This is a genomic window from Clostridium sp. HGF2 (assembly GCF_964240115.1).
Lineage (GTDB): Bacteria > Bacillota_I > Bacilli_A > Erysipelotrichales > Erysipelotrichaceae > Clostridium_AQ > Clostridium_AQ innocuum.
On the sequence record NZ_CAXSSO010000008.1, the window covers coordinates 85,737 to 99,050 of the forward strand.

Consider the following 13,314-nt stretch of genomic DNA (forward strand, 5'->3'; position numbering starts at 1 on the left):
AAATTTCCTTCTTATTTCTACTTTTGCGGGCAATGTTGTTGGAAAAATTTACTTTTATAAAGGTAAAGAATAAAAGACAGGATCATAAATCGATCCTGTCCTGCTTTATGGTGCCGGTGTTTGATTATTCTGGTTGTTCTGGGTATTGTCCGAAGGAGGTGTTGTACCGTTGCCGTTGTTTGCGTCGCCACCGGTATCCGGCGGTGGTGTGGTTTGCACAGGGGAGCTGATACAATTCTGCACAGCTGTATTGATGGCAGCGGTCGCCGCATCAATCTGTTCCTGCGTACTGTCCTTATTCGCGAGCACACTGTTACCGCTGCTGATTGCACTTTGCAAAGCCGCAACCTTATCGCTTTGATATTTGGTGGTATCCACATAGCCCTGCGCACTGTTCAGGGCCGAGCTCAGTGCCGAGGTATCCGTCTTCGGTGTTTCCTCTTTCTTTACAAGTCCCTGCATGGCGGCTTCCAATGCACTTCGTGCCGCATCGATTTCCTCCTGTGTTGCCGCAGAGTTCGCCATCACTTTTCGTGCCGCATCCAGAGCTTCCTTCAGCTTGGCATAGCTTTCCGCCGTATAATCATCTGCATTCATGCCTGCAGCACTGGATATTGCCGCTTCCAGCTTGCTGTTGGTGACATTCGCATTTTGTTCTGTCATCGGGTTGTTCTTTGCTGCCGAAGAGAGCCATTCTGTCTTGATCAGACCGCCGCCATAGGAGCTGATGCCATCCGGCTGTTGAATACGAACAGCGTTGGAACTGATGGTATCCAGCATGGATTTGTTGATCCAGCCGGGGATATTTGCGTTAATCATATCCATTGTGAAATATGCGCCTTCCTTTGCTGCATCAAAGCCTGACCAGGTCGCGATTGTGTATTCGCTTGTATAATTTATCATCCATTCATCCTTCATTGCGAGAACGGGAATACCGTATGCCACACCCAAGTCGGCCCAGTCACTGGTACCTGTCTTACCATAGACAGGATAGGCGCCGAAGCCAAGGGAACCCATCAGGTTTTCACCCTTTGTTTTGCCGTTTACTGCCTTGTACAGCAGATCACTCATCATATAAGCTGCCTGCTCGGACATGACGCGCGTTTTCTTCGGCTTGTTGTCGAAGGTTCTGGATTCATCCTTATATTCCACCTTTGTGACCATGTGCGGTTCAATATAATAGCCGCCATTAGCCAGGGCTGCATAGGCAGCTGCCATTTGCGTTGTGGAGCCCTTCATTTCCGCACCACCGATGGAATACTGAAGACTGAAGGCATCGGCAACCGAATCACTGAAGCCTAAATTCTTTAGATACTGAATCATTGCATCCTGTCCTTCACTCTCCAGAAGAGCCTGCAGGGATTGCACGGCAATCGTATTCAGGGACTTGGATACAGCACGCTCTAGGCTGACCTTTCCATAGAAATTGCCATCGGAGTTCTGTACAGACCATCCGGTGAGATTCAGCGGCTTATCCTCCATGACACGGGAGGTAGCCCATCCCAGCTTATCAAAGGTTGGCGCATAATCCAGCAGCGGCTTGATGGTGGAGCCAACACTCTTCGGCTCTGTATAGCGATTCAAATAGGTCTTGGATTCCACATCGCCTCTGCCTCCGGAAACGGCGACGATTTCGCCGGTCTGATTGTTTAAAACAGTGAATCCGATTTGGAAATTGCTGTCCGAGAAGAATTCGACAGACCTACCGCTGGATAATTCATTGGCATGATCCTGTGCATGGATATCCAGGGATGTATAGATTTTCATGGGAACAAGTGCAGGATCCTCTCCGGTAAGCGCCTGTACTTCCTTCGCAGCTTCATATACATAGTCGTAATATTTATCAGAGCCGGCAGATGATTTTTTCTTCTCTCCGGTCAGCTGGAATGCCAGCTTTGTGCTTTTTGCCAGCTTGTATTCGGTTTCCGTAATATAGCCGTGCTTCAGCATCAGATTCAGTGTTTCATCTCTACGCTCACTCGCATACTGATAGAAGTTATCACCGGTGCTCTTGTCGTAGCCACGGTAGGGATTATAGCTGTTTGGTGCGTTGATGACACCGGCTAGAAAGGCACTTTCCGCCAGATTTAATTCCTCAACATTCTTACCAAAATAATATTCAGCACCCTTTTGAATACCGCGGGCACTGTCACCGAAATTGATTTCATTCAGATACTTCGTAATGATTTCTTCCTTGGACAGGTCCTTTTCCAGACTCATACTCATGTAGATTTCCTGTACCTTACGTTCTACTTTTTCCAACGCGGAATATGTCTTGCCCTCTTTTTCGGCCTTTTCCTCTTCCGGCTTCATGATGAAGTTGTCGATGGTCTGCATGGTCAGTGTGGAACCGCCCTGCGCAAAGCTTCCGGACTTTACATTGAATAAAGCACTGGAAATGAAGCGGGGAAGATCGAATCCGTTATGGGAAAAGTAACGGGAATCCTCGATTGCCAGAAAGGCATCGATCGTAGACTGGGGAATTTGCTTGTAGGTGACATTTTCCCGGCTGACACCGCCCCATTCATAAATTTTCGTACCGTCTGCCGCATAAAATGTCGATGGCTCCCGATTGACGATTTTATCCGCCATATCATCCGTATCCACAGAGCCGACAATCGTGCTCAGCATGAAGAATACGGAAACCCCTCCGACCAGTACCAGTGCCAGAAAAACGATGACAATGCTGCGGAATATCCTTCCACCGCCCTGTCCTGATTTCCTGCGGACTGCCTTTGGCTGTTGCTTTTTATCCATATGATGTTTCCTCCTTGTCGTATCGAATGCACACGATCAGTGTGTCAGATATTTAAAGTTATGATTGTGTCATTTACACATCCTATATCATAATCTACTATAAACAATTTTACAAACGATTTCCACCGCTTTAAGAAAATCGTTTGAATTTTCACATAGAAATCACATCGTCCGACGCTTCCACAGTGTGCCTGCGGCAACCTTATAATAATACACGTGTATGTCGAAACGTAGGAAAGTGTGCGTTTGTGTAATTTTCCCTTGCTTTTTTCTGGAAATTCTGAGAAACTATGTAAGTGGAAGGTGAAATTCATGGAAAAAAGATTCAAGCTAAAAGTGGTAGATGTATTGAATAAACAGTTTAATATAGATTTCAAGGGATATTCATCCGTAGAAGTGGATGAGTTTCTGGATCTTGTCATCAATGATTATCAGGAATATGATGCCATGATTGAGAATCTGGGGGAGCGTCTGCAGGAATATGAAAAGCAGATTGCTGCCATGAAGGCGAAAATCATCGAGCTGGAAGGGAAACAGGGAGCTGTTCAGGAGGAAAGCGCTGCTGCAAATGGCAATGTGGATATTCTGAAGCGTCTGACCCGGCTGGAAAACGCGGTATTTGCCAGTAAAAAATAAACTGCTTCTTCTGCGGCAGTCGCTGGCCGTAAGGTCAGAGGAAAGTCCATGCTCGCACATTCTGTGATGGATGTAGTGTTTGTGCTGGATGAAACGATAAATCCAGGCAGCGTAAGCTGACGGCTGGAGAAGGCCTGTGGTGAAAGCTATGGCGGACTCCTTTAAAAGTGCCACAGAGACGAGCTTTTCGGGAAACCGGAAAGATGGAACGGGTAAACCCCGCAAGCGAGAAACCCAAATTTGGTAGGGGAATCTGATCACGGCGAAACGAAGCCAGTGATCGGAACGTGGAAACACGTAGATAAATGACTGCCACTTTCGCAAGAGAGTACAGAACATGGCTTATGCAGTGGAAGCAAGCAGCGAAGGCGCGTCCTTCGCTTTTTCATTTCTCTGAGTATTCGTATGCAGGAAAAATGTCTTTTACAGGCCTGCATAAACAAGCAAAGCGCATGCTGGATAAAGCGTACGATGATGAGATATTTCCATGTATCCTTTTTTCGTGATTCCGGTATGAAAATGAGAGATTTATGGGATAAAAAAGTGAAAGACGAATTTTGTGAACGTTTCATTTACATTAAAGAATTTGGCTGATATAATAATAGAGATTATGAAAACTGTTCATACTGATATGTGACAGATTGATATATATAAAGAGGTGCTCTATGGAAGAAATCGGTAGACTGTTAAAAGAGAAAAGATTAGAGCTGGGCCTGACCATCGAAGAGGTGAGTGATCAGACACGCCTGACTCAGAAACATATAAAAGCGCTGGAGGAAGGAAACATCAGCTTTTTTCATGATGATCTGTCTTATCTGCGCTTCTTTGTAAAGTCCTATTGTGATGTGCTCGGACTGGATTTTGAGGATATCAAGGATGAACTGCGGAAGGATGTCAATGACTATACCATGACCTTTACGACTTCGGCACAGATCAACCATGAGGAAATTGAAAAGAATATTGCAAAGTCGGAAAAGCTAAGCAAGGTTTCCACAGCGAATGTAAAAACGAGGCAGAAGCGACGGTTTCGCAAGCCGGATATGTCTCTGGTATCCCTGATTGCCATTGTGGCAGTCGTGGCAATCGTTATCATGTTTGCGTTTGTCGTATTTCTGAAATCGGATGCAGGTAAGGGGAAAACAGCGAATAATGCGCAGCCAACTGCACCGGAGCAGACGGAAAACGGTACGAATAAGTATCCGAGCAGCGACGAAAAGAAAGAGGAAGAGGGACAGCAGAAGGAAGAGGAAAAGGAAATCAGTATATCCAAAACCGATGCGACCCATTACACCATTGAAAATCTGAAGGACGGGGAGGATCTGAAGTTTGAAGTAACCTTTGCAGGAAGCTCCTCCGGATTCAGCGCCAGTGTTGACGGCAAGGTGCTGGATGAGCCAAAGGCACAGGTATACGAATACAAATCCTCTGCAGAAGGAACAGTGAAGGCGAAAAAGGGCATGAAGCTAGAGCTTTATGTCGGCTATATGTATAATACACAGTTAAAGATCAATGACAAGAATGTAAAGCTGGATGATTCCATTGTGAATTCCAGCGGTGCCATCACACTGGAGTTTACGATTGCGGGTGACAGTGATGAATCTTCCAAATAAGCTGTCGATGTTTCGCATCGTACTGGTTCCGGTTATCGCCTGTATCTATCTGTTTACAGATTTGCCGGAGGCCTTTGGTGCTGATGTGAGCGGTGAGCATATTGCTGTCAGCATGACGGCACTGCTTGTACTGATTCTGTTTGCAATTGCGAGCTTTACCGATTACTTGGATGGATATATCGCAAGAAAGCACAATCTGATTACCTCCTTCGGGAAATTTATCGATCCGATTGCGGATAAGCTGCTGGTGAATACGATGTTCATCCTGTTTGCAGTGGACGGTGTGGTACCTGCGGTATTTGTGCTGATTATGATATGGCGGGATATGATCGTGGATGGACTGCGTATGAATGCCAGTGCCAAGGGCAAGGTGGTTGCTGCCGGTATGATGGGCAAGGCGAAAACGGTGCTGCAGATGTTCGCCATCATCTTTCTGCTGTTGAACAACCTGCCGTTTGCGTTTGTATCACTTCCTGTCGCTGATATTCTGTTTTATGCGGCAGTGGCGGTGTCGGTGGCAAGCGGAGCAGAGTATTTCCTGAAGCTGAAGGATATTGTCATGGAGACAATGTAAATATGAAGGCATTGATCGAACGCCTGAAAAAGGACAGGCTGACCATTGGCAGCTGTGAGAGTCTGACTGCCGGTCTGTTCGTAAGTACAATAGCAGAAGTCAGTGGTGCTTCTGCTGTTTTAAAAGGTGGTATTGTCACCTATTGGACCGAATGCAAGGTCAATGTTGTGCATGTGCGTGAAGAAATTGTAGAGAAATACGGGGTTGTCAGTGCACCCTGCGCAAAAGAGATGGCGGAAAAGGCAAGACTGCTGCTGGATGTCGATCTGTGTGTATCCTTTACCGGTAATGCGGGGCCGGACACCCTGGAGGGGAAGCCGGCAGGTCTGGTTTATTGTGCGATTGCAGACCGGCACCGCTGTGAGGTTTATGAATTTCATCTGACGATGGAGCGCAATGCATTGAGAAAAAAACTCGTTGAGGAAATGGGAAAGCAGGTCATCCGTTTTCTGGATGCATGCTGATTCGTAAATATAATTGGAAAAAGGAGAAATGAATGGAAAAAGAGAAAAAGTCCCAGGATAAGGACACAAAGAAAAAGAATCTGCTGGATGATACATTAAAGCAGATTGAAAAACAGTTTGGAAAAGGCTCCATTATGAAGCTTGGAGATCGTGCTTCTGTGGAAATCGATGCTATATCCTCCGGGTCCATCAAGGTGGATGAGGCATTGGGAATCGGTGGCTATCCAAAGGGGCGAATCGTGGAAATCTACGGCCCGGAGTCCAGTGGTAAGACAACGCTGGCTCTGCATGCCATTGCGGAGGTACAGAAAAAGGGCGGACGCGCAGCCTTTATCGATGCGGAAAATGCCATTGATCCCACCTACGCCAAGAATCTTGGTGTCAATATCGATGATTTGATTCTTTCCCAGCCGGACAGCGGAGAGCAGGCGCTGGATATTACAGAAATGCTGATCAAGAGCGGTGCAATCGATCTGGTTGTTGTCGATTCCGTTGCGGCACTGGTGCCGCAGGCTGAGCTGGACGGTGAGATGGGGGATGCAAATGTCGGCTTGCAGGCCCGTATGATGTCCAAGGCCATGCGGAAGCTGAGCGGTATTATGAACCGCAGTGAATGTACGGCTATCTTTATCAACCAGCTGCGAGAAAAGGTCGGCATCATGTTTGGAAATCCGGAAACGACGCCGGGGGGAAGAGCGCTGAAATTCTACTCCTCTGTACGTCTGGATATCCGACGCAGTGAGGCCATCAAGAACGGTACGGATATCATCGGTAACAAGGTGAACGTCAAGGTTGTAAAGAATAAGGTTGCACCTCCGTTTAAGGTTGCACAGATTGAAATTATGTATGGTGAGGGAATCTCTTATGTGGCAGAGCTGCTGGATCTTTGTGTGGATCATGATATCGTTATGAAAAGCGGAGCATGGTTCTCCTATAACGGCGAGAAAATCGGACAGGGCAAGGAAGCTGCCAAGACCTTTATCAAGAGCAACCCTGCACTGATGGAGGAGCTCGGCGCAAAGCTGCGAGAGAAAACCGCACCGCAGAAAGCTGAAGTAAGTGAGGAGAAAAAGGAGGAAGCATAGGCTTCTTCTTTTTCTGTAAATATGGAAACACTTACATAAATTCACGCATTTTTGTGAAAAGTGCGCTTTTTTGTTGAGAAAAATGTGAAAATTATGTACAATATAATACAGAGAGAAAACTCTCTGAGAAAGACGAATGGAGGAATTGTGGTATGGATAATCCACTTATCATCTTTTTGTCTGTGTTGACAGGTCTTGCCATTGGTGTGGTAATCATGGTGATTATCTCCAAGGCGGGTTTAAATAAAGATCAGCAAAAGGCATCCATGCTGTTGAAGGAAGCGGAAACAAAAGCCGATTCCATGGTAAAACAGGCAGTGCTGGATGGTCGTACACAAGCTCATGAATTAAAGATTGCGGCTGAGAAGGAAATTAAGGAACGCAAGCAGGAAGTGACCGACATGGAAAACAAACTGCTGCGCAGAGAAGACAACCTGAATTTCCGTGATGAAACGTTGACCAGCAAAGAAAAGCAGATCGATGTGAAGAGTGCGCAGTTAGCTGACAAAATGGCAATGCTAGATAAAAAAGATAAAGAATTACAGGAAAAAATTGATGTGCAGGTAGAGGAGCTGGAGCGTGTTGCTTCCCTGACAACTGCCGAAGCAAGAGAAGAACTGATGGCCATCACAGAAAAGCGTATGGAAAAAGAAACGATGGCATATATTAAAGAAAAGGAAGAGGAAGCGAAGTCCATTGCGGATGAAAAGGCACGCAATATCGTCGCTCTCAGTATTCAGCGGATTTCCTCTGATGAGGCGGTGGATCGCACCGTATCCGTCGTATCACTGCCAAGTGAGGAAATGAAGGGAAGAATCATCGGTCGTGAAGGTAGAAATATCAAGGCGATTGAACAGGCAACCGGTGTTGATCTGATCATTGATGATACTCCGGAAACAATTACCGTTTCCTGCTTTGACCCGATTCGAAGAGAGGTCGCAAGACTGGCTCTGGAGCATCTGATCAAGGACGGACGTATTCAGCCTGGACGCATTGAAGAGGTTGTACACAAAATCAAGAAGGAAATGGATACCAATATCATGAAGACCGGTGAGGATACCGTCTTCAAGCTTGGCATCGGCAGAATCGATCGAGAAATCATTCGTCTGATCGGACGTTTGAAGTATCGTTTCTCTTATGGACAAAATGCACTGCAGCACAGTATGGAGGTTGCTCACCTTACCGGTATGATGGCAGCAGAGCTGGGCTTGAACCAGCAGCTGGCGAAGCGTGCAGGTCTTCTGCATGATATCGGAAAGGCACTGGACTTTGAAGTCGAGGGCAGTCATATCGAGCTGGGCTACAAGTTCTGTAAGAAGCATGGAGAGCGTGAGGTTGTCTTAAATGCCATCCAGTCACACCATGGGGAAGTGGAACCGCAGTTCTTGATTTCCAATCTGGTTATCGCAGCGGATACGATTTCCGCAGCCCGTCCGGGTGCGCGCTATGAAGCCCTGCAGAATTACATCAATCGTCTGGAGGAGCTTGAGAAAATCACGAAGTCCTTCGATGGGGTAGACAGCGCCTATGCTATTCAGGCAGGACGCGAGGTTCGCGTAATGGCGGTGCCGGAGAAGATGGATGATCTGGGATGCCATAAGCTGGCCCGTGATATCAAGGATAAGATTGAAGCTGAGCTTACATACCCCGGACAGATCAAGGTGACGGTCATTCGTGAAACCAGAGCCTGCGAACTGGCGAAGTAGCATGAATATTCTGTTTCTTGGAGATATTGTCGGCTCCGTTGGAAGAGAGTGTGTGCGGGAGCAGTTGCCGCGGCTGAAGGAGCAGTATGAAATCGATTTGGTCGTTGCCAATGCTGAAAATTCGGCACATGGTAAGGGCATTACCAGAAAGATTTATCATCAGCTGCTTGCCATGGGCATTGATGTATGCACCATGGGAAATCATACCTTCTCCAAAAATGATATTTATCAGTTTATTGAGGAGGCAGACCGCATGGTTCGCCCAGCCAATATGGAGCCGCTGGAATATGGGCAGCATACCGTTGTTGTAAAGGTCAACGGCATGCGCGTTGCCATCACCAATCTTTGCGGTGAGGTCTGGATGAATAACGTTGTGGATTCTCCGTTCTTCTGCATGGAGGATATCCTGAATGACATTGATGCGGATATTTATCTGGTTGATCTGCATGCGGAAACAACCAGCGAGAAGATCGCCTTTACCTATCAGTTTGCCGGACGTGTGCAGGCGGTTGTGGGAACCCACACGCATGTTCAGACGGCAGACGAGCGTCTGGTATACGGAACAGCGGCCATCACCGATCTGGGGATGTGCGGTGCCTATACCAGTGTGTTGGGGCGGGATGTACAGGAGATACTGACACGCTTTACAACGAATGAGAAAACGAAGTTTAAAATAGCGGATGGTCCGGGAATTCTGTGTGGTGCCGTGGTTCGTATTGATGAGACCGCAAGAAAGGCAATACACATAGAACGTATCCAGATTCGTCCCGAACAAGCAGAATGCTAAAGCCGTGTAATTCACGGCTTTTTCTTTACCTGCGGTGTGTGATTCAACTGTGAAGGATGTAGAAAAATTCACATCTTTTTCATAGTGAAAAGCTTGCACTGCGACGGGTATATGGTATAATAGAGGAGGTTGTAAAGGAGGAATAAACAATGGCAGTTAAAGTAGATGTAGATACTTGCATCGGTTGTGGTGCATGTGTAGGTGTTTGCCCGGTTGGTGCTCTGAGCATGAACGATGATGGTAAATCCGTATGTGATGAAGGAACTTGTATTGACTGTGGATCATGCGTAAGCGCTTGTCCAGTTTCTGCAATCTCTCAGTAAACCAAGCCAATCAGCTTGGTTTTTTTAAGTAAGTCCGCCATCGTGGATGGCTTATATAGATAGGAGTTTGATTATGAAAAAACAACCGGGATGGGCACTTCCCAATCTGAAGGATGCCCAGGTAAGAACAACCAAGGAAGCCGTCATTGAGAAATCGCTGTTTCAGATACCGGAGCAGATTCGATTGCTGGGACAGGGAAAGAAATATTATCTGCGCACGTATGGCTGTCAGGCGAATGAACGGGACAGTGAAACACTGGCGGGCATTCTGGAGGAGATGAATTTCACTGCGGTGGAGCATCCCGAGGATGCGGATCTGATTCTGATGAATACATGCGCTATCCGAAAAAATGCGGAGGATAAGGTACTGGGGGAAATCGGCTCCCTGAAGCGCTTGAAACGCAAGAAGCCGGACCTGCTGTTTGGACTGTGCGGATGCATGGCACAGGAGGAGGATGTTGTTGCCAAGCTGCTGGAAACGTATCGTCATGTGAATCTGATTTTCGGCACCCATAACATTCACCGTCTTCCGGAGCTGCTGTATGATGTCATGGTGAATGGAAATCGCAGTGTTGAGGTGCTTTCCAAAGAGGGGGATGTTATTGAAAATCTGCCGGTTCGCCGCTTTGGCAAGCATAAGGCATGGGTAAACATCATGTACGGTTGCGATAAGTTCTGTACATACTGCATTGTGCCATATACCCGGGGGAAGGAACGCTCCCGTATGATGGAGGATATTCTGGAGGAGGTACGCATTCTGAAAGCAGAGGGCTTCAAGGAAATCACGCTGCTTGGCCAGAATGTCAATTCCTATGGAAAGGATTTGCATATGGAAGGCGGTTTCGCAGGACTGCTGGAGGAAACGGCAAAGATAGGAATCGAGCGCATCCGCTTCACGACGAGTCACCCGTGGGACTTTACGGATGAGATGATAGATGTGATTGCACGCTATGATAACATCATGCCGTTTATTCATCTGCCGGTACAAAGCGGGGACAGCGATATCCTGAAAATCATGGGAAGACGCTATACCAGAGAACAGTATCTGACGTTATTCCACAAGATTAAGGAACGGATTCCATATTGTGCGATCTCTACCGATATCATCGTCGGCTTTCCAAATGAAACAGAGGAGCAGTTTCAAAACACGTTGTCTCTGGTGGACGAATGCCGGTTTGATAATGCCTTTACCTTTATCTATTCGCCGCGGGAGGGGACGCCTGCGGCATCCATGGCGGATAATGTTGAGCTAGCGGTTAAGCAGCGCCGTCTGCAGGAGCTGAATGAGCGCTGGAACCTGTATGCGCGTGAAAAGAACGAGGAATATCTGGGAAGTGTTGTCAAGGTACTGGTGGATGGTGAAAGCAAGAAGAATCCGGAAGTGTTCAGCGGGTACACGGAAACCAATAAGCTGGTGAATTTCAGGCGGACGACTGCACAGAGCGGGGATATCGTTTCAGTGAAAATTACGGCCTGCAAAACATTTTCACTGGATGGAGAACAGATATAAAAGTGAGAAATCACTTTTTTTCTTGTCAAAATATGATAAAATAGGTCGTATGGGCGTAATTTTCTTATGAGAAGGGCATATTTTTGTTTTTTTTCATGGAACTAATGGTATAATAGGAATAGTTTATCATGGGGTTCAATATTCCTTATTGCATAGAAATACGATCATCATAATAACAATAAAAACGGAGGTATTTAGATTATGGATCAAGTACGCATTTTTGCGCTTGGCGGACTTGACGAAAACGGCAAGAACATGTACGTTGTCGAAGTCAATGAAGCCATATTTATTATTGAAGCCGGATTGAAGTATCCGGAATCGGATCAGCTGGGAGTGGAATTCATTATACCGGATTTCTCCTATCTGATTCAAAACAAGGACAGGGTCAAAGGGATTTTTATCACGCATGCGCATGATGATGTCGTAGCGGCTCTGCCGTATCTGCTGAAGCAGATCAATGTTCCGGTGTATACTGGAAATCTGACGGCAAACATCATTCACGATATGCTGAAAAAGGAAGGCATTAAGAACGTTAAGATTCACCGTATGAAACGTGCAAGCAAACAGACGATAGGCGGAGTGAAGGTGCGCACCTTCCCAATGACGCATGCCTTTCCGGATAATTTCGGACTGGCTATCACAACGGATCAGGGCTATATCGTTTACACCGGTGAGTTCATTATTGATTACGATATGCTGCAGCAGGAGTATTTGTGTGATCTGAATGAGCTGAGCGATATCGGAAAACGCGGTGTGCTCTGTCTGCTTTCGGAATCACAATCCGCAGACCGCATCGGTCATACGGCACCAAAGCATCGTATCACCAATCTGATTGAGCCGATTTTTGAAGCGAGTCACAGCCGTATCCTCATTTCATCGTACTCACAAAGTCTGTTTCGCATTATTGAGATTATCGAGCTGGCGAAGAAATATAACCGAAAAATATTCTTCCACGATAAAGGGATGCGCGAGCTGCTCCATCAGCTGGAGCTGGTGAAATACTACCATGTTCCAAGAGAGATGGAAGTAAAAGAAAAGGACTTTAAAGACGATATGGAGGATGTTGTAGTTCTGATTACGGGAAATGGAAAGAATCTGTTCCGTACAATGTCCAACATCGCCAATCATGAGGATAAGTTTGTGAGCTTCCGCAAGACGGATACAATCATTGTCGCATCACCGATTGTCAGTGGTACCGAGCTGGATGCGAACAGCATGGAAAATGAAATTTACAAGGAAGGCGGCAGAATTTTTACGCTGGATTCCAAGACGGTGCTGTCCATGCATCCAAGCAGTGAGGATTTGAAGATGATGCTGTATCTGTTCCAGCCGAAATATTATATTCCGGTCAAGGGTGAATACCGTCACCTGTTTGTGAATGCCAATCTGGCAAGCAAGATGGGCTACTCCCCGGACCGTATCCTGATTCTGGAAAACGGACAGGTTGCCCAGTTTGAGGAGAAAATTTTAAAGAGTGTCGCAGAGCATCTGGAGCTGGAGGATACCCTGATTGACGGTAAAGAAAACTGGGATGTCACCGGTGTGGTGTTGAAGGATCGTGAGGTGCTGTCCACGGACGGTGTCATGATTATCGGTGTCGGTGTCAGTCATAAGACAAAGGAAGTTATCAACGGACCGGATGTGCAGACGCGTGGTCTGATCTACCTGAAGGATGCGGATTACATCATCAAGGAGGTCGGCAATATCATGGAGAAATGCATTGAAACGGCAGTCAAGGAAAAACGCTATGACAATCTGACCGTGCGCGGAGAGGCCCGTGAGAAAATAAGCAAGTATCTTTCAAAGGAAACCGGTAAACGGCCGATGGTGCTGCCGGTGATTCTGGAAATCAATATATAGGA

The 13,314-nt window shown here is 46.7% G+C and carries 11 protein-coding genes and 1 other RNA gene; 11 read left to right on the forward strand and 1 reads right to left on the reverse strand.

What is annotated here, in order from left to right; all coding sequences use genetic code 11:
• Nucleotides 1-105: 105 nt before the first annotated feature.
• Complete coding sequence (locus ACESPQ_RS14265) at nt 106-2,757, reverse strand: transglycosylase domain-containing protein (protein ID WP_002608881.1); 2,652 nt, start codon at nt 2,755-2,757, stop codon at nt 106-108.
• A gap of 312 nt (nt 2,758-3,069) precedes the next feature.
• Between ACESPQ_RS14265 and ACESPQ_RS14270 the strand changes: the two genes are divergently transcribed.
• From ACESPQ_RS14270 to ACESPQ_RS14320, 11 genes are all read left to right on the forward strand, one after another.
• Nucleotides 3,070-3,393 (forward strand): DivIVA domain-containing protein, encoded by a 324-nt coding sequence (locus tag ACESPQ_RS14270; RefSeq protein WP_373144510.1) that lies wholly within the window; start codon nt 3,070-3,072, stop codon nt 3,391-3,393.
• A 7-nt stretch (nt 3,394-3,400) separates the two neighbouring features.
• Nucleotides 3,401-3,743, forward strand: an RNA gene (gene rnpB, locus ACESPQ_RS14275) — RNase P RNA component class B.
• A 315-nt stretch (nt 3,744-4,058) separates the two neighbouring features.
• Nucleotides 4,059-5,003 carry a helix-turn-helix domain-containing protein gene (locus tag ACESPQ_RS14280; protein WP_109770172.1) on the forward strand — a complete coding sequence of 315 codons (945 nt, stop codon included), beginning with the start codon at nt 4,059-4,061 and terminating at the stop codon, nt 5,001-5,003.
• Nucleotides 4,987-5,577 carry a CDP-diacylglycerol--glycerol-3-phosphate 3-phosphatidyltransferase gene (pgsA, locus tag ACESPQ_RS14285; RefSeq protein ID WP_040004957.1) on the forward strand — a complete coding sequence of 197 codons (591 nt, stop codon included), beginning with the start codon at nt 4,987-4,989 and terminating at the stop codon, nt 5,575-5,577. The genes ACESPQ_RS14280 and pgsA overlap by 17 nt, the downstream gene beginning before the upstream one ends.
• Nucleotides 5,578-5,579: 2 nt before the next feature.
• Nucleotides 5,580-6,041 carry a CinA family protein gene (locus ACESPQ_RS14290; protein ID WP_109770168.1) on the forward strand — a complete coding sequence of 154 codons (462 nt, stop codon included), beginning with the start codon at nt 5,580-5,582 and terminating at the stop codon, nt 6,039-6,041.
• Nucleotides 6,042-6,073: 32 nt separating this feature from the next.
• Nucleotides 6,074-7,126 carry a recombinase RecA gene (gene recA / locus ACESPQ_RS14295; RefSeq protein WP_002608886.1) on the forward strand — a complete coding sequence of 351 codons (1,053 nt, stop codon included), beginning with the start codon at nt 6,074-6,076 and terminating at the stop codon, nt 7,124-7,126.
• 152 nt (nt 7,127-7,278) lie between these two features.
• Nucleotides 7,279-8,832, forward strand: a complete 1,554-nt coding sequence (gene rny, locus ACESPQ_RS14300; protein WP_002608887.1) for a ribonuclease Y — start codon at nt 7,279-7,281, stop codon at nt 8,830-8,832.
• Between the two features lies 1 nt (nt 8,833).
• Complete coding sequence (locus tag ACESPQ_RS14305) at nt 8,834-9,619, forward strand: TIGR00282 family metallophosphoesterase (RefSeq protein WP_002608888.1); 786 nt, start codon at nt 8,834-8,836, stop codon at nt 9,617-9,619.
• A gap of 149 nt (nt 9,620-9,768) precedes the next feature.
• Nucleotides 9,769-9,942, forward strand: a complete 174-nt coding sequence (locus ACESPQ_RS14310) for a 4Fe-4S binding protein (RefSeq protein ID WP_002608889.1) — start codon at nt 9,769-9,771, stop codon at nt 9,940-9,942.
• Between the two features lie 73 nt (nt 9,943-10,015).
• A complete protein-coding gene (gene miaB / locus ACESPQ_RS14315) occupies nt 10,016-11,452 on the forward strand; it encodes a tRNA (N6-isopentenyl adenosine(37)-C2)-methylthiotransferase MiaB (RefSeq protein ID WP_002608890.1) in 1,437 nt (478 codons plus the stop codon).
• Between the two features lie 201 nt (nt 11,453-11,653).
• Complete coding sequence (locus ACESPQ_RS14320; RefSeq protein ID WP_002608891.1) at nt 11,654-13,312, forward strand: ribonuclease J; 1,659 nt, start codon at nt 11,654-11,656, stop codon at nt 13,310-13,312.
• Nucleotides 13,313-13,314 lie beyond the last annotated feature (2 nt).

Bases quoted from the DNA above. Each gene is read 5' to 3' on its own strand.
- ACESPQ_RS14270 (WP_373144510.1), top strand. From the start codon at position 3,070: ATGGAAAAAAGATTCAAGCTAAAAGTGGTAGATGTATTGAATAAACAG.
- ACESPQ_RS14320 (WP_002608891.1), top strand. From the start codon at position 11,654: ATGGATCAAGTACGCATTTTTGCGCTTGGCGGACTTGACGAAAACGGC.
- ACESPQ_RS14280 (WP_109770172.1), top strand. From the start codon at position 4,059: ATGGAAGAAATCGGTAGACTGTTAAAAGAGAAAAGATTAGAGCTGGGC.
- miaB (WP_002608890.1), top strand. From the start codon at position 10,016: ATGAAAAAACAACCGGGATGGGCACTTCCCAATCTGAAGGATGCCCAG.
- ACESPQ_RS14310 (WP_002608889.1), top strand. From the start codon at position 9,769: ATGGCAGTTAAAGTAGATGTAGATACTTGCATCGGTTGTGGTGCATGT.
- rny (WP_002608887.1), top strand. From the start codon at position 7,279: ATGGATAATCCACTTATCATCTTTTTGTCTGTGTTGACAGGTCTTGCC.
- pgsA (WP_040004957.1), top strand. From the start codon at position 4,987: ATGAATCTTCCAAATAAGCTGTCGATGTTTCGCATCGTACTGGTTCCG.
- ACESPQ_RS14290 (WP_109770168.1), top strand. From the start codon at position 5,580: ATGAAGGCATTGATCGAACGCCTGAAAAAGGACAGGCTGACCATTGGC.
- ACESPQ_RS14305 (WP_002608888.1), top strand. From the start codon at position 8,834: ATGAATATTCTGTTTCTTGGAGATATTGTCGGCTCCGTTGGAAGAGAG.
- ACESPQ_RS14265 (WP_002608881.1), bottom strand. From the start codon at position 2,757: ATGGATAAAAAGCAACAGCCAAAGGCAGTCCGCAGGAAATCAGGACAG.
- recA (WP_002608886.1), top strand. From the start codon at position 6,074: ATGGAAAAAGAGAAAAAGTCCCAGGATAAGGACACAAAGAAAAAGAAT.